Source organism: Sphingobium sp. GW456-12-10-14-TSB1, assembly GCF_059424385.1.
The window spans coordinates 2,086,639-2,101,198 of sequence record NZ_JBWKZI010000001.1 but is presented as its reverse complement, the minus strand read 5'-3'; the positions used below and the strand labels follow the sequence as shown (position 1 = coordinate 2,101,198).

The window sequence follows — 14,560 nt, the reverse complement described above, 5'->3', positions numbered from 1 at the left end:
ATTAAGGATGCCGCGCTAGCCTCCCCGCCAATATGCAACGGTCCGCTCTTCGTCACTCCTCCTCGATCTTCGCGCCTGTTGTCACTGGCAGCGTCTATTTCATCGTGGCGACAATGGCGTTGCTGATCTCTCGTTTTGAAGGTGGCCTTGCCTTCATCTGGGGTGCCAATGCCTTTTTGATGGCGGAGTTGCTGACGTCGCGCACCCGCTACTGGCCGCGCGCGATCATGGCCTGCGCCATTGCCAGCACCTTCGCGACTGCGTTGTTCGGCATGGGTCCATTGGCCGCGATCCCCATGGCGGCGATCAACGTCGTCGAATCGCTGATCGTGGCGATCATCTGTCGCCGTTTCGTACCGGATCGCCGGATCATCGGATCGATTCGTCCCCTCGTGGTGTTCATCATCGCCCTATGCGGCGTCGCCAATGTCGTCGCCGGGGTTATGGCGGCGGCGGTCGCCTCCTTCATCACGTCCGTGCCGTTCGGCGCATCCTGGCTGCAATGGTATAGCGGGCATGTGCTGGGCGGGCTGACATTCGCGCCGATCCTGATCCTGCTGTTGCAGGGCGAATGCGGTCGCTGGCTGCGGGATACGCCGAAGCGGGTCAAGGTCGAGGCCATCGTGCTGCTCGCGCTGTTCACGCTGGCCATCGTCCATGTGTTTTTCTGGGCCAGCTATCCGCTACTGTTCGCGCCACTCCTGCCGCTGGTTCTGATTGCCTTTCGCACCGGGCAGGTGGGTGCGGCGGCCTCCATCATCATCCTGGCGGTGGTTGGGGGAGCGGCGACCGTGCAAGGGCTCGGCCCGCTGAACCTCGTTCCCGGAACGGTCGGCGCGCGGGTGCAATATTTCCAATTCTACATCGCGCTCAGTTTTCTGCTCAGCATGTTGATCACGGCCGAACTCAACAGCCGTCGCCGCCTGTTCCTGATGTTGCACGACAGCGAGGCGCGGTATCGCGCCATTGCCGAACATAGCGGCGATGTGGTGCTCAACATCGGCGTGGACGGTATCATCCGTTACGCCTCGCCATCGGCCGCTGAACAGATTGGCTGCGCGCCAGACCTGTTGATCGGCCAGTCCGCCGCCCATCTGGTCGATCCAAAGGACCGGAGGATCGTCATCGCCACCCATCGCCGCGCGCTGGCCAATCCCGGCGTCAGCCACACCGTCGAATTCCGGTCCCTGCTGTCCGGCGGCGATCCGCAATGGTGCGAAATGGTGAGCCGCGCCGTGGTTGACGAACGGGGCGTCGCCAGTGGCGTCGTAAGCATGATCCGCGACATGTCCCGGCACAAGGCGCGCCAACAGGCGCTGCAAGACGTCGCATCGCATGATTCGCTGACCGGAGCGGATAGTCGCGGCGCCTTCCTCGAAAAGCTGGAAGCGGAAATCCTGCGCGCACGCCATGGCGCGCGGTCCTGCCTGCTGTTGATCGACATAGACCATTTCAAGGCGGTCAATGACCGCTATGGCCATGGCGCAGGCGATCGGGTGTTGAGCGCTTTTGTCGAACGGCTGCGGCCGGGATTGCGGGGTATTGACAGCATCGGACGTCTGGGCGGCGAGGAATTTGCGATTTTGCTCGTCGATAGCGACATTGATCGGGCCAGCATGATCTGTGAACGGCTGCGCGCTCGCATGGTCGCGCCGATTCCCGTGGGGGAGGCGGGGAGCGAGGCCATCTCCGTGACCTTCAGCGCCGGACTGGTCCGACTGGACGGTGGGTCAACGCGATCGGCGATGCTGGAGGCCGCTGACAAGGCGCTCTATCGCGCCAAGCATAGCGGCCGGAACTGCCTGCGCCTGGCGGCTTAGCTGCTTTTGGGGCCATCGCGCATAAATCATGATGATATGTTGTAACTTATAACGGTTTGGCCTATGTAGCGACCAGCATGTCGCAGACCATTCGCCACTTTCTGATGTCCGGCCGTCTCGATCGCTTTGCGATCGCGCTGTCGGGCCTGTGCCTGGCGCATTGCTTTATCACGGCTGTCGTGCTGGGCCTGCTGGCGACGGCGGGCGGTATTTTTGAAAGCCCGATCTTTCACGAAGCGGGACTGGTGCTGGCCATCTTGATGGGCGCGATCGCGCTCGGTCATGGCGCGCTGGTCCATCGGTTCATGATGCCCGCGGCGATCGGAGCGCTGGGGCTTGGGGTGATGGCAGGCGCGCTGACCATGGACCATGGCTGGCAGGAAAGCGTCTATACGCTGATCGGCGTCGGCATCCTGGCACTAGGGCACGATCTCAACCACCGCGCCGGGCGCTAGGCCCACAAAAAAAGGGAGCCATCCGACTCCCTTTCCCTATGTTCGGCTCGCTGTCGGTCAAACCGGCTTGTGGTTCAGCCGATGTTCGCCCTTCACCCAACGTACCGTGCCGGTGCTGGCGCGCATCACCACGCTCTCGGTCGTCAGCTTGCCACCCGGCAGCCGCTTGACCCCGTCGAGCAAAGACCCGTCAGTAACCCCGGTGGCGGCAAAGATGCAGTCGCCCTTGGCCAGTTCCTTCAGGTCATAAATCTTGTCGAGATCGGTGATGCCCCATTTGCGGGCGCGCTGCTTTTCATCCTCGTTACGGAACAGCAGCCGTCCTTTGAACTGTCCGCCGACACAGCGCAGCGCGGCGCAGGCCAGCACGCCTTCGGGCGCGCCGCCCGATCCCATATAGATGTCGATCGTGGTTTCAGGATCGGTCGTGGCGATCACACCCGCCACATCGCCATCGGGGATCAGCATGATGCCGCAGCCGATCGCGCGCAGTTCCGCAATCAGCTTTTCATGGCGCGGCCGGTCCAGCACGCACACGATGATGTCGGACGGTTCCACGCCCTTGGCGGCGGCGACCGCCTCGACATTCTCCTTGGCTGACCGGCTCAGGTCGATCACGCCGTCGGGATAGCCCGGCCCTACCGCGAGCTTGTCCATATAGACGTCGGGCGCGTTGAGCAGTCCGCCCTCTTCGGAAATCGCCAGTACCGCCAGCGCGTTCGGACCGGCCTTGGCAGTGATGGTCGTGCCTTCCAGCGGGTCGAGCGCGATGTCGATCTTGGGTCCGGTGCCGATCGCATTGCCGACCTTCTCGCCGATATAGAGCATCGGCGCTTCGTCGCGCTCACCTTCGCCGATGACGACGGTGCCGTCCATATAGAGGTCGTTGAAGGCCAGGCGCATGGCTTCTACGGCGGCAGCATCGGCTGCCTTTTCATCGCCCCGGCCGATCAGCTTGGAAGCGGCAATGGCCGCCGCTTCGGTGACGCGGACCATTTCCAGCACCAGAACGCGATCCAGCGTCGAACTTGCCTGTACCATCTTCATCCCTCTGCCTATCCTTATGGCCAGAGCGGATAGGCCGTTGCCCCGTCCTTGTCGAGCGACGAAGGAGGCCGGTCATCATGCGGCCATGATTGCATGATTAACAGGCAGAGCGATGAAAGCTCTGGCCAGCCTCCTCATTCTCGCCGCACCGGTAACCGCCCATGCGGCGGATGACGAATTGATGGCCGCGTATCGCAGCAAGACCCAAGTGATAAAACCCTGTGACCGCAGCGGCGATGCGATCGTCGTGTGCGGCAACCGGGCCGAGCGTAATGCCCGCGAACGCCTGCCCTTGCCGCGCGAGCCGGCGCAAAATGGCGGCATCGTGCGGGGGGATGCGCCGCGGGCTTCGGCGGCGGCCGTGCGGCAGGGCAGTTGCGGGGTGGTTGGCGGGCAGGGGACAGGGTGCGTTGGCGGCCTGTCGGTGTTCAAGGTGGCGGATGTCATGGCCAGGACTGTCACCGCCATTATCGATCCCGATGCGGATCTCGCGCCGCCACCGCCGCTGCCCGATCGCTTTGAGGGCGCCGGGCAGCATTAGCGTCGTTCAATCCAGAATATGCATCACCATCGGCGTGCCGATCAGGCTGTCCGATCCGGCCAGGCGATCGAGCGTGTCGCGGATGCAGCGTTCCTCGCCCGCATGGGTCACGATGGCGACCAGCACGCCATCATCCTGATGCGCGCCGCGCTGGATCATGCTTTCGATAGACACGCCTGCGTCGCGGGTGGCCGCTGCGATTTCCGCCAGCACGCCGGGACGGTCCTGTACCATGAAGCGCAAATAGGTGCGGCCCACCCTTGCGCCAGCATCGGCGGTATTTTGCGGCGTCAGCGCGGCGACCGGCATGGCGAAGGCATCGCCATATTCGTCGCGCGCGACATCGATGAGGTCAGCGACCACGGCTGATGCTGTCGGCCCATCGCCCGCGCCACGGCCCTGGAAGAAGAGGCGGCCGACAAAATTGCCCTCCGCCACCACGGCGTTCAACGATCCATCGACATGGGCCAGCGGATGGTCGAGCGGCACGAGCATCGGGTGGACTCGCTGGAACAGCCCGTCCGCGCCGTTTTGGGCCATGCCGACCAGCCGGATGCGGAAACCCAGCGCAGCGGCCTCGGCAATGTCGGCGGCGATGACATGACGAATGCCGGTCGTGGCGACAGCGGCGAAATCCAGTTCGGTGCCAAAGGCCAGGCTGGCGAGGATGGTCAGCTTGTGCGCCGCATCGACGCCATCAATGTCGAAACTGGGGTCGGCCTCGGCATAGCCCAGTTCCTGTGCTTCCTTCAGTACCTCGTCAAAGCCCCGGCCTTCCTTTTCCATCGTCGTCAGGATGTAATTGCAGGTGCCGTTGAGAATGCCGTAGACGCGCGATATTTCGTTCGCGGCAGCGCCTTCGCGCATGCCCTTTATCACCGGGATGCCGCCAGCAACCGCAGCTTCATATTTGAGCGCAATGCCACCCTTTTCGGCTAGCCGGGCAAGGTCCAGCCCATGATGGGCCAGCATCGCCTTGTTCGCGGTGACGAACGGCTTGCCCGCATTCAGGCAGTGGCGCGCCAGCGTCAGCGCCGGACCATCCGACCCGCCGATCAGTTCGACCACGACGTCGATATCGTCGCGCGTCGCCAGGCTGTTCATATCGTCCACCCATTCATAGGGGGACAGGTCGACGCCGCGATCCTTGTTCCGGTCACGCGCCGAAATCGCGACGACCTGAACCGGGCAACCCGCGCGCCGGGCAATCAGAGCCGCATTGGTGTTGAGCAGCCGGATGACGCCTCCGCCCACCGTGCCTAGGCCGACGAGCGCAACGCGCAGCGGGGCATGGCGGTGCAGATTGGTCATAGGGGCGTCTTTCTCTATAATCAGCGCGGATGATGAAGCCCGCGCTGATAGCGACAGGTGCGCGTGGGTCCAAGCAAAAGCTGTATCAGGCGGGCGTCCGCGTCCGTCCGCACGGGCCCAGTGCGTCGATCACCACGCGATAGTCTGCGCGGGCCGCTTCGGCGTCCTGCACGGACAGGGTCCGCACCGCGCGGGCGGGCAGGGCAGGGGGCAGCGTGCAGGCCAGGCGATACCAGAGCAGGCTGCCCGGCGCCGGCGCCTTCGCCGCTTCATCGACAATCTCGCCCAGCGCCACTGCCCAGCGGGGCTGCTCGCCGGGGCGACGGAGGATCGAGAGCGAGACGGGGTCGCCATTTTCGGTTCGCAGGAAAATCTGGGTCTCGCCCTCGCCAGCCACCGTGCCGGCAACATGGAAAGCATCGCCCAATCCCAGGATGCGGGGCGGCGCATCGCGTGCGACCAGCGCGGACAATATGGTTTTCACCCGCTCGATCTCTGCGGGGGTAGCCGGGATCTGCGCGTCGCGGGCAACCAACTGGATCTGGCCGGGCCGCCCGCCGGGCCGCGCGAACAGGATGACCTGCGCCTTTTTCAGCTTCGGCAATTTGCCGCGGGCGTCGACAGGCGCATCGTAGAGCCAGCTTACAAGGGGGGCGATTCCCGCCTCGCCGCGAATCAAACCCATGACGTCGCCTTCCACGAACAGCCGTTTATGGCCCGCCGGGACGTCCCCGGCCTGTTCGGGCTTCAACGGAATGATGTTGCGGATTCGCACATGGGCCACTAGCGGCGCGGTGTCCGCCAGGTCGACAATGTCGGCGTAGGACAAGCCGGTGGCGGCGGGCGCTGAGCGCGTTGTCATCGGAAGATGTTGCGCTAAAACAGGGAAAACCGGGAGATTTACGGCTGAAATGAGGCATGGCAGCGCGAGCCGGTAAAGCAGGGTGGAGGATTTCATGATCAGCTTCGTCCTATATTTTTGGCTCGTGGCAAGGATGTCACAGGCAAGTCATTCCGCTATGAAATGGTAACCGCAAATGAACATATCGATAAAGCGTTTGCGTGCCACGATGTGCCGCGATAGGAGTTTGTGCGGTAGCAATTGGACGGACAGTGGCCGAAGGTGGCCGGGATAGCCCGGTCGGCTTGGGTCGTTTTTGGCTGATTTGTATAAACCACTGGTAAGATGAGTTAAGGAGTGTCGTTGCCGAATGGCCTATGCTGACCACTCGCAAGGATCGAGTCGGACCGTCTCGATCATCATCGTCGCCCTGATTCACGCTGTTCTTGGCTATGCCTTCGTCACCGGTCTTGGCATGAAATATGTCAAAAAGGCGGCAGAACAGCTGAACGTGATCGACGTGAAGGAAGAGCCGCCACCACCGGACGAGGAGCCGCCACCGCCGCCGCCAGACCAGCCGGTCGAGCCGCCGCCGGTTGTGGCCCCGCCGCCGATCGTGCAGACCCCGGCGCCTGCGCCGACCATGACTGTAGTTAGGACGCCGCCTCCGGTGTTCAACCCCGTCCCGGTCGCTGCCCCGCCGCCACCGCCGCCGCCCGCGGCGCCGCCTGTCGCCGCAACCCGCGCAACGCCGCGCAGTTCGCCCGGCAGCTGGCTCAGCGATGCGGACTATCCGAGCCGCGCCCAGCGCGAAGAACGCTCGGGTACGGCCGGCTTCCGCTTGCAAATCGGTGCGGACGGTCGGGTAACCGACTGCACCATCACCTCCTCGACCGGCCACCCGGATCTCGATGAGGCGACCTGCCGCCTGCTGCCGCGTCGCGCGCGGTTCAAGCCGGCCAAGGGGTCTGATGGTGCGGAAATGCCCGATACGTACAATGGCCGTATCACCTGGCGTCTGCCGGAATAATCCAAACGGGCAAGGCGTGCGCCCGGCGCCGCCTCGCTCTAGCTTGATCTCATTGAGAGGGAAGTCTTGAACATGTTGATGTATCTCGCAGCTGCGGCGCCGAAGCCGGAAAACCCCTATGGTCTGATGGAAGCCCTGGAACAGGGCGGTACCATCGCCTGGACCGTGTTCATCATTCTGTGCGGCATGTCGGTCGGCACTTTCTACATTCTGTTCACCAAGCTGATCGAACAGCAGAAGGTGATCAACCAGGGCAAGAAGGTCCGCGCGACCTTCTGGCGCGCCGCCAACATCAAGGAAGGTTCGGCCAAGCTGGAAAAGAACTCTGCCTACAAGCAGATCGTCGATGACGGCATCAAGGCGCAGGAAGAACATACCAAGCTGACCGATCCGGTCGAAGCCCATGACTGGCTGCACGGTTCGCTCGGCCGTTCGGAAGCCGCGATCAACTCGTCGCTGGGCGGCGGTCTCGCCTTCCTCGCAACCGTTGGTTCGACCTCGCCGTTCATCGGTCTGTTCGGTACGGTTATCGGCATCTATCGCGCGCTGATCAAGATCGGTGCAGCCGGTCAGGCGTCGATCGACGCGGTCGCCGGTCCCGTCGGTGAAGCGCTCATCATGACCGCCCTGGGTCTGGCCGTGGCCGTTCCCGCGGTGCTCGCCTACAACTTCCTGCAGCGCCGCAACAAGTCGATTGCCGAACAGCTGAACGGCTTCACGGTCGATCTGCTGGCCTATCTGGTGTCGAACGGCGCGGTTAAGCCCAGCGTTGCTCCGGCTCCCGCCGCACCTGCTGCCAAGCCGGTTGCTGCGCCGACCAAGGCCTGATTGTCTTGAGATGCCGGCGTGGGAACCGGGTGGCCGCTGCGACTACCCGGTTCCCCGCCGACCATGGCCCTCGCGATGGTGAGGCGCCATCGACACCAATGTTAGGATATTATCAATGGCAATGAGTGTTGGCCCCGGCGGCGGTGACGACAAACCGTTGTCCGACATCAACACGACGCCGCTCGTCGACGTCATGCTGGTGTTGCTCATCATCTTTCTTATCGCGGTTCCGGTCGTCGTCCAGACGGTCGAACTGCAACTTCCCAAGGTGGCGTTCGAGCCGACCACGACGAAGCCGGAAAATGTCTCCCTCTCGGTCACGACCGGTTCGGACGGCAGCTGCGCAGTGTATTGGAATTTGACCAAGGTTGATTCCAGCGATCTGCTCAACCGCGCGGTGGCGAAGCTCGAAGCGGACATCAAGAAGGCAGGCGGCGTCGAAAATATGACGCCCGAAGACATGCCCGAAGTGCATATCCGTGGCGACATCAACACCCCCTACCGGTGCATCGGCGGTACGATCTATACGATGCAGCGCGCCGGTTTCCCCAAGGTGGGCTTCATCTCCGAGCCGGAACCCGGCACGACGACGACCCGCCTCTGACCGGCTGATTAAGGAGATTTCGCTATGGCCATGAGCATGGGTTCCGATGAAGGCGAACCGATGATGGAAATGAACACGACGCCGTTGATCGACGTCATGCTCGTTCTCCTCATCATGTTCATCATCACGATTCCGATCCAGACCCACGCGGTCAAGATCGACCTGCCGCAGAACGCACCGCCGACGAACACCCCGATCGATCCGGTGAAGAACAAGGTTGCCATCGATTCTGCCGGGGTCATCACCTGGAACGGTTCGGCGATCGATCTGCTGACCCTGCGTCAATATCTGCAGCAGTCGCTGCGCCTGCCGGTCGAGCCGGAACTTCAGTTCCAGCCGAACGCGCAGACCCGCTATGTCACCGTTGATGAGGTGCTGGCGGAGATCAAGCGTGCGGGCGTGACGAAGCTGGGCTTTGTCGGCAACGAACAATATGGCAACTTCTAAACGCTGATTGCCTGCGTCTGTCAGCTTGCACTAAGACTTCCCGTTTTTCCGGGCGGGCAGGGCGGCATCCGGGTTTTGATATTGCCCATGTTTCAGGGGTCGCCTTCGGGTGGCCCCTTTTTTATGCGCTCGGCCCCGCCCGGCCGACCGGACAGCGCGCCCGCTTCAGGGCAGACTTATTAACGCTTTGCTTACGCCGATCGTCGATAATGGCGGTCGAAGGGCAGGCGATAGCGAACGATGAGCGCCGACAGACAGACTGATGTGGACCGAAAGGCACGGCTGGCAGAGCGCAGCTATGTGCAGATCGGTGTGCGTATTCGTCGTCCTGGCGAAACCTGGTTCAGCAGCCGCATAGCCGACGTATCCGTCACTGGCTTTCGCCTTCAAAGCTTCATGAAACTCACCTGTGGCAGTGAATTATGGGTCATGTTGCCGGGCTTCGAAGGTCGTCGTGCCCGCGTCTTGTGGACGCGCGGCCATGAAGCGGGTTGCGCCTTCGAACGCCCGCTGCATCCCGCAATCCTTGATCATATCGTCAAGCTGAGCAGCGGTTCCGCCCTCGCCTGAGCAGGGCGCCCCAGATCAGGCCGAGGGCGCATCCTGAAACTGCAAACTGGCCAGACGCGCATATAGGCCGCCCTGCGCCACCAGCGCGGCATGATCGCCCTGCTCCACGATCCGCCCTTCGTCCAGCACGATGATCCGGTCGGCGGCGCGCACGGTCGCCAGCCGATGGGCGATGACGATAGTCGTGCGCCCCTCCATCAATCGGCCGAGCGCATCCTGCACCAACCGTTCCGATTCGGCGTCCAGCGCAGACGTGGCTTCGTCCAGCAGCAGGATCGGCGCGTCGCGCAGCAGCGCACGCGCGATCGACAGTCGTTGCCGCTGCCCGCCCGACAGGCGCGTACCCGCTTCCCCCATCGGACTGTCCAGTCCCTGTGGCAGCGCGCGCAGGAATCCCTCCGCATTGGCGGCGCGCGCCGCGTCCCAGATCTGATCGTCGGTCGCGTCCCACCGCCCGTAACGCAGATTGTCGCGGGCCGATGCCGCAAAAATCACGCTGTCTTGCGGCACCATCGCCATCATCGCGCGCAATGCGGCCGGGTCGGCCTGCGGCAAGGGGACATCATTCAGCCGGACAGTACCGGACGTGGGATCGTAGAATCGCAAAGCCAGCTGGATCAGCGTCGATTTGCCAGCGCCTGAAGGCCCGACCACCGCCACCGTTTCGCCGGGCGCTACGTCGATCGACACGCCATTCAGTGCCGCCTGGTCGGGCCGGGTGGGATAATGGAAACGCACATCATCAAATGTCAGCCGCGCGCCGGACACGGCGGTCGGAATGATCGTCGGGCTTTCGGGGGGCAAAATGTCGGGCGTCGCCGTCATCAGCTCATGCAAGCGGCTGGCCGCGCCAGCACCCCGCAGCAGATCGCCCCAGCTTTCAGACAAGGAGCCGAAGGCGCCCGCCACCAGCCCGCCAGTCAGGACGAACGCAGCGATGCTGCCCCCTGAAAGCTTCCCCGCGGCGACATCCAGCGCGCCCTGCCACATGACCGCCGTGATCGATCCGAACACCAGCGATATCACCACCGCCGTCATGATCGCCCGCAACCGGATGCGCCGACGCGCGGTGTCGAACCCCTTTTCGACCGTCGCGTCAAACCGCGCCGCCTCGCGCCGTTCCTGCCCGAATGCCTGGACGATTTTCATCGCCGCCAGCACTTCATTGGTCACGCTGCCGACGTCGGCGAGCCGGTCCTGGCTGGCGCGGGACAGGGCCCGGACCTTGCGGCCCAGGCTCAGCAGCACCAGCAGGATGACGGGGATGCCCAGCAGCAGCATCGCCGCCAGCTTGGGCGCAAGCGCGAACAGATAGATGAGGCCGCCAACGCCGGTGACCATGTTGCGCAGCGCGATCGACACGGTCGATCCGACCACCTGTTCGACGACAGCCGTATCGGCGGTCATGCGCGATGCGATTTCGGAAGGGCGGTTTTCCTCGAAGAAGCGCGGCGCCTGTCGCAGCAGATTGGCCTGTGTCGCGCTGCGAATATCCGCGACCACCCGCTCGCCCAGCCAGGACACGAAGTAAAAGCGCAGCGCGCTCGCCACCGCCAATATGATGACGATCAGCAGCAGATATTCGAACCAGCGGCTGATGTCGCCGCCGCCCATGAACCCCCGGTCGATCACCAGCCGGAAGCCGCTGGGGATGCCCAGCGTCGCCGCCGACGACACGATCAGCGCGATCAACGCGCCTGCAATGCGCCCCGGATAGCGCTTCGCGAAACCCCACAGCATTGTCAGGCTGCCGAGCGCGGGACGGGCGCTGGCGCGCGGCGACGGGGTGGGTATGTCCTCCATGCGCGGCGCTTAGCAGGCTGCCCGCAATGCCTCAATGGGGCGGGGCTGGTGGCGCGCGCGACTTTCGCGCATATGCGGGCGATCCGTTCACGCATTGGAGCCGCCAATGATCCACCTATTGTCCGCGACCGTCGAACGCTGGCCGGTCGCAGGCGCGTTCATCATCAGCCGCGGGGCCAAGACCGATGTGGACGTGGTCGTCTGCACCGTTGGCGATGGCACCTATGTCGGCCGGGGCGAAGGAACGGCAATCTATTATGAGGGCGAAACGGCGGAAGGGTGTGCGGCGGCGATCCGCGCCTATGCCGGGCCGCTCGACCGGCAGGCGTTGCTGACGCATATGCCACGCGGCGCGGCGCGCAATGCGCTCGATTGCGCGCTATGGGATATGGAGGCAAAGCGTGCGGGTGCGCCGGTCTGGCAACTTGCCGGCCTTCGCCAGCCCGCGCCGCTGCCGACCGCCTTCACCATCAGCCTGGGCGATCCGGCAACGATGGAAGCCGCCGCCAGGACGGCGGCCGGGCGCGGTTTTGCCCTGCTCAAATGCAAGCTGACGGGCGAGGGCGACCGGGCGCGCATCGCCGCCGTGCGGGCGGGCGCACCGGACGCGCGACTGATCGTCGATGCCAATGAAAGCTGGCATGATCTCGATATTGCGGCGGAGGCGCAGGCGCTGGCCGACCTGGGCGTCGAAATGGTCGAACAGCCCGTGATCCATGGTCAAGAGGCGGCGCTGGCCGGAGTCCGCGCGCCCTTACCGCTGTGCGCGGATGAAAGCTGCCATACCAGCGCGGACCTTGACCGGCTTGGCGACTTTGACGCGGTGAACATCAAGCTGGACAAGGCCGGTGGTCTGACCGAAGCGCTGGCGCTGCGTCAGGCGGCGCGGGACCGGGGGTTTCGCGTCATGGTCGGCTGTATGCTTGGCACCTCGCTTAGCATCGCGCCCGCTGCGCTGGTGGCGCAGGGGGCGGACTGGATCGACCTTGATGGCGCGCTGCTTCTGGCGCGGGATCGCGACGGGGCGCTGATGCTGGCCGATGGCCTGCTTCAGCCCGGCAGCCTGTGGGGCGCAGGCTGACGCCGCAGTTCAGACACCACGTACCGGCTGCACTTCTGCATAGGGCATGATCATCTGCCCGTCCGGCGCGGCGGTGAAGGTCGTCTGGGTCGGATAGGCAAATTCCAGCCCGGCGTCGTTGAACCGCTGCAATATGGCGAGGCCAACCTTGTGCCGCACCTGATATATCGAATCCCAGTCCGGCAGATACACGTCGAATTCGACTTCGAAATCCAGGCTGGATGCGCCGAAATTGACAAAGCCGGATCGGACGAAATTACCACCATGGGCTTCGATGATCTCCTTGAGAATGTCGGGGATCTGCGCAGCGAGTTGAGGCGGGGTCTGGTAGATGACGCCGATGGCAAATTTGATGCGGCGGTGATCCAGCGTGAAATAGCTGGTGATTTCCTTCTGCAACAGATTGGCGTTGGACATCACTTTCTTTTCGCCCGTGATGGCGCGCATCCGCGTGGATTTCAGGCCGATCTTCTCGACCGTCGCGGTTGTGGTGTCATAGGTGATCGTCTCGCCCCGGCGGAACGGCTTGTCGAAAATGATCGACAGCGCGGCGAACAGGTCGGAAAAAATCCCCTGCGCGGCCAGACCAATGGCGATGCCGCCAATGCCCAGACCCGCGACCAGGCCGGTCACATTGACACCCAGATTGTCCAGCACGACGATGGTGGCGATCGCGAACAGGGCGAATGTCACCAGAACGCGGATCAGGCCCATCGCATTGGCCAGCGTTTCGCCCTGACCATCCTCTGCCAGCGTCTTGCGCTCGATCAGCCCCAATATGATTTCCCGCGCCCAGATCGCGCCCTGCAACACGGCCGCGATGGTGAACAGGAAGGCGATGGTCTTGAACAGCGCGGCGGGCGGATCGGCATAGCCAGCGACCAGCTTGGCCGCGACCATCAGCATGAAGAAATGGGTGGTGCGCGCCACAGCACGGCCCAGCACATTGGTATAGCCAAGCGGGTCGCCAAAGTCGCCGCGCCACCTTTTGCCGAACTGGCGCAGGGCGGTCAGCGCGAGATAGATGAGAATGCCTGCGCCAATGGCGATGGCGATCTGGACATAATGGACCGACAGCCATTCGCTGGTCGATCGCCACATCTCGACAAGATCGGGGGTATGCACTTTTACGGCGGCGGGTTCAGTCGTGTTGGCCATGTCGGTCCTGTTAGCCTTTATCCGGCAAGCGTGTCGAGAAATGCGATGAGTCCGCGCTCTTCGCGAGACAAATAGCGTGTACGGCGCGGCAGGCGAAGCCCGGCGCGCCATTCATCCTGTCCATCCTTGCACAATTCCAGCAGCGCAGGGTGGACATAGCTTTTGCGGCTGATCGCCGGCGTGTTGCCGAGCGCGGCGGCCACTGGCTCCAATAGGGCCTTCATCGACACCGGCCCAGCGGCCAAAGTGGCAAAGGCGATGGTCGATGCCCCCCAGGTGCGGAAATGCTTGGCGGTGAAGGCACCGCCCATGGCCTGCGCAATATAGGCGTTCACATCGCTCGACGTGATCGGGCGGGCATCGCCATCCTCATCCAGATATTGGAAGAGATGCTGGCCGGGCAAATCCTGCACATTCCGCACGAAGCGCACCAGCCGCCTGTCGGTCAGCGTCACCAGATGCTGCTTGCCCGACTTGGCGCGATAGCGCAGCGTCAGCGCCTTGCCGGTCAGGTCGACATGACGGCGGCGCAGCGTCGTCGCGCCGAAACTCTTGTTAGTAGTGGCATAATATTCATTACCCACGCGCAACCGGCCGAGATCCAGTAACCGCACGACCGCGGCGATGGTCCGCTCCTTGCGCAATCCACGCCGCGACAGGTCCGCCTCCATTTGCGCCCGCAATTTCGGCAGGGCGCGACCGAACGCGGCGCAGCCTTCATATTTCTGTGCGTCCCGCCCGGCGCGGAATTCCGGGTGATAGCGATATTGCTTGCGGCCCCGCTCGTCATGCCCCGTCGCCAATATATGGCCATGGGGCATCGGGCAGAACCAGCAGTCGCGATAGGCGGGCGGTAGCGCGATGGCATTCAGCCGATCAATCTCTTCGCGATCGGCAATGCGGCATCCGTCTGGCTGATAATAGCCCCAGCCATTTTTGAGAGCGCGTCGCGAAATGCCGGGGATGCTGTCATCCACATGGATGAGGGGTTGGCTGGCCATATTTTCCTTCTCATGGCCAAAAA

General features: G+C 63.6%; 15 protein-coding genes. 9 read left to right on the top strand and 6 right to left on the bottom strand.

The features are described from left to right. Positions 1–32: 32 nt before the first annotated feature. Positions 33–1,820: a sensor domain-containing diguanylate cyclase gene (locus AC07X9_RS10275; RefSeq protein WP_026002109.1), complete on the top strand. Its 1,788-nt coding sequence runs from the start codon at positions 33–35 to the stop codon at positions 1,818–1,820. A 77-nt stretch (positions 1,821–1,897) separates the two neighbouring features. Continuing rightward, positions 1,898–2,275: a MerC domain-containing protein gene (locus tag AC07X9_RS10270; RefSeq protein WP_026002108.1), complete on the top strand. Its 378-nt coding sequence runs from the start codon at positions 1,898–1,900 to the stop codon at positions 2,273–2,275. Positions 2,276–2,332: 57 nt separating this feature from the next. Here AC07X9_RS10270 and glpX read toward each other — a convergent pair whose 3' ends face one another. Next, on the bottom strand, positions 2,333–3,316 hold the full coding sequence (gene glpX / locus AC07X9_RS10265; RefSeq protein WP_026002107.1) for a class II fructose-bisphosphatase: 984 nt from the start codon (positions 3,314–3,316) through the stop codon (positions 2,333–2,335). A 118-nt stretch (positions 3,317–3,434) separates the two neighbouring features. Here glpX and AC07X9_RS10260 point away from each other — a divergent pair, with 118 nt between their 5' ends. Further along, entirely contained in the window at positions 3,435–3,863 is a 429-nt protein-coding gene (locus tag AC07X9_RS10260; protein WP_017181486.1) for a hypothetical protein, read from the top strand. Between the two features lie 6 nt (positions 3,864–3,869). Here the strand turns inward: AC07X9_RS10260 and AC07X9_RS10255 are convergent, their stop codons facing one another. Together AC07X9_RS10255 and AC07X9_RS10250 are read right to left on the bottom strand one after the other, a co-directional pair. After that, positions 3,870–5,174, bottom strand: coding sequence for a homoserine dehydrogenase (locus AC07X9_RS10255; RefSeq protein ID WP_017181485.1), 1,305 nt, complete (start codon positions 5,172–5,174; stop codon positions 3,870–3,872). Positions 5,175–5,259: 85 nt separating this feature from the next. Next, positions 5,260–6,036: a hypothetical protein gene (locus AC07X9_RS10250; protein WP_017181484.1), complete on the bottom strand. Its 777-nt coding sequence runs from the start codon at positions 6,034–6,036 to the stop codon at positions 5,260–5,262. Positions 6,037–6,385: 349 nt separating this feature from the next. On the opposite strand from AC07X9_RS10250, the gene AC07X9_RS10245 reads away from it, so the two are divergent. The 5 genes from AC07X9_RS10245 (at position 6,386) to AC07X9_RS10225 (ending at position 9,494) form a co-directional block, all read left to right on the top strand. After that, a complete protein-coding gene (locus AC07X9_RS10245) occupies positions 6,386–7,045 on the top strand; it encodes an energy transducer TonB (RefSeq protein ID WP_017181483.1) in 660 nt (219 codons plus the stop codon). Positions 7,046–7,117: 72 nt separating this feature from the next. Beyond that, a complete protein-coding gene (locus AC07X9_RS10240; protein ID WP_174302239.1) occupies positions 7,118–7,873 on the top strand; it encodes a MotA/TolQ/ExbB proton channel family protein in 756 nt (251 codons plus the stop codon). 115 nt (positions 7,874–7,988) lie between these two features. Then, the gene (locus tag AC07X9_RS10235) at positions 7,989–8,477 is read left to right on the top strand and encodes an ExbD/TolR family protein (RefSeq protein ID WP_026002105.1); all 489 of its coding nucleotides are present in this window, start codon (positions 7,989–7,991) and stop codon (positions 8,475–8,477) included. Between the two features lie 24 nt (positions 8,478–8,501). Continuing rightward, on the top strand, positions 8,502–8,924 hold the full coding sequence (locus AC07X9_RS10230) for an ExbD/TolR family protein (RefSeq protein WP_017181480.1): 423 nt from the start codon (positions 8,502–8,504) through the stop codon (positions 8,922–8,924). Positions 8,925–9,164: 240 nt separating this feature from the next. Beyond that, positions 9,165–9,494: a PilZ domain-containing protein gene (locus AC07X9_RS10225; protein ID WP_019053545.1), complete on the top strand. Its 330-nt coding sequence runs from the start codon at positions 9,165–9,167 to the stop codon at positions 9,492–9,494. A gap of 15 nt (positions 9,495–9,509) precedes the next feature. On the opposite strand, the gene AC07X9_RS10220 is transcribed toward AC07X9_RS10225, so the two are convergent. Beyond that, on the bottom strand, positions 9,510–11,297 hold the full coding sequence (locus tag AC07X9_RS10220) for an ABC transporter transmembrane domain-containing protein (protein WP_017181478.1): 1,788 nt from the start codon (positions 11,295–11,297) through the stop codon (positions 9,510–9,512). A 106-nt stretch (positions 11,298–11,403) separates the two neighbouring features. Between AC07X9_RS10220 and dgcA the strand changes: the two genes are divergently transcribed. Continuing rightward, on the top strand, positions 11,404–12,378 hold the full coding sequence (gene dgcA, locus AC07X9_RS10215) for an N-acetyl-D-Glu racemase DgcA (protein ID WP_017181477.1): 975 nt from the start codon (positions 11,404–11,406) through the stop codon (positions 12,376–12,378). A 9-nt stretch (positions 12,379–12,387) separates the two neighbouring features. Here dgcA and AC07X9_RS10210 read toward each other — a convergent pair whose 3' ends face one another. Next, a complete protein-coding gene (locus AC07X9_RS10210; protein WP_017181476.1) occupies positions 12,388–13,536 on the bottom strand; it encodes a mechanosensitive ion channel family protein in 1,149 nt (382 codons plus the stop codon). Positions 13,537–13,553: 17 nt separating this feature from the next. Next, the gene (locus AC07X9_RS10205) at positions 13,554–14,537 is read right to left on the bottom strand and encodes a DNA topoisomerase IB (RefSeq protein WP_026002104.1); all 984 of its coding nucleotides are present in this window, start codon (positions 14,535–14,537) and stop codon (positions 13,554–13,556) included. Positions 14,538–14,560 lie beyond the last annotated feature (23 nt).

What these genes read in the sequence shown, in the direction of transcription:
- AC07X9_RS10235 (WP_026002105.1), top strand. Translation starts at nt 7,989, where the DNA reads ATGGCAATGAGTGTTGGCCCCGGCGGCGGTGACGACAAACCGTTGTCC.
- glpX (WP_026002107.1), bottom strand. Translation starts at nt 3,316, where the DNA reads ATGGTACAGGCAAGTTCGACGCTGGATCGCGTTCTGGTGCTGGAAATG.
- AC07X9_RS10255 (WP_017181485.1), bottom strand. Translation starts at nt 5,174, where the DNA reads ATGACCAATCTGCACCGCCATGCCCCGCTGCGCGTTGCGCTCGTCGGC.
- AC07X9_RS10220 (WP_017181478.1), bottom strand. Translation starts at nt 11,297, where the DNA reads ATGGAGGACATACCCACCCCGTCGCCGCGCGCCAGCGCCCGTCCCGCG.
- AC07X9_RS10275 (WP_026002109.1), top strand. Translation starts at nt 33, where the DNA reads ATGCAACGGTCCGCTCTTCGTCACTCCTCCTCGATCTTCGCGCCTGTT.
- AC07X9_RS10230 (WP_017181480.1), top strand. Translation starts at nt 8,502, where the DNA reads ATGGCCATGAGCATGGGTTCCGATGAAGGCGAACCGATGATGGAAATG.
- AC07X9_RS10225 (WP_019053545.1), top strand. Translation starts at nt 9,165, where the DNA reads ATGAGCGCCGACAGACAGACTGATGTGGACCGAAAGGCACGGCTGGCA.
- AC07X9_RS10210 (WP_017181476.1), bottom strand. Translation starts at nt 13,536, where the DNA reads ATGGCCAACACGACTGAACCCGCCGCCGTAAAAGTGCATACCCCCGAT.
- AC07X9_RS10240 (WP_174302239.1), top strand. Translation starts at nt 7,118, where the DNA reads ATGTTGATGTATCTCGCAGCTGCGGCGCCGAAGCCGGAAAACCCCTAT.
- dgcA (WP_017181477.1), top strand. Translation starts at nt 11,404, where the DNA reads ATGATCCACCTATTGTCCGCGACCGTCGAACGCTGGCCGGTCGCAGGC.
- AC07X9_RS10245 (WP_017181483.1), top strand. Translation starts at nt 6,386, where the DNA reads ATGGCCTATGCTGACCACTCGCAAGGATCGAGTCGGACCGTCTCGATC.
- AC07X9_RS10270 (WP_026002108.1), top strand. Translation starts at nt 1,898, where the DNA reads ATGTCGCAGACCATTCGCCACTTTCTGATGTCCGGCCGTCTCGATCGC.
- AC07X9_RS10205 (WP_026002104.1), bottom strand. Translation starts at nt 14,537, where the DNA reads ATGGCCAGCCAACCCCTCATCCATGTGGATGACAGCATCCCCGGCATT.
- AC07X9_RS10250 (WP_017181484.1), bottom strand. Translation starts at nt 6,036, where the DNA reads ATGACAACGCGCTCAGCGCCCGCCGCCACCGGCTTGTCCTACGCCGAC.
- AC07X9_RS10260 (WP_017181486.1), top strand. Translation starts at nt 3,435, where the DNA reads ATGAAAGCTCTGGCCAGCCTCCTCATTCTCGCCGCACCGGTAACCGCC.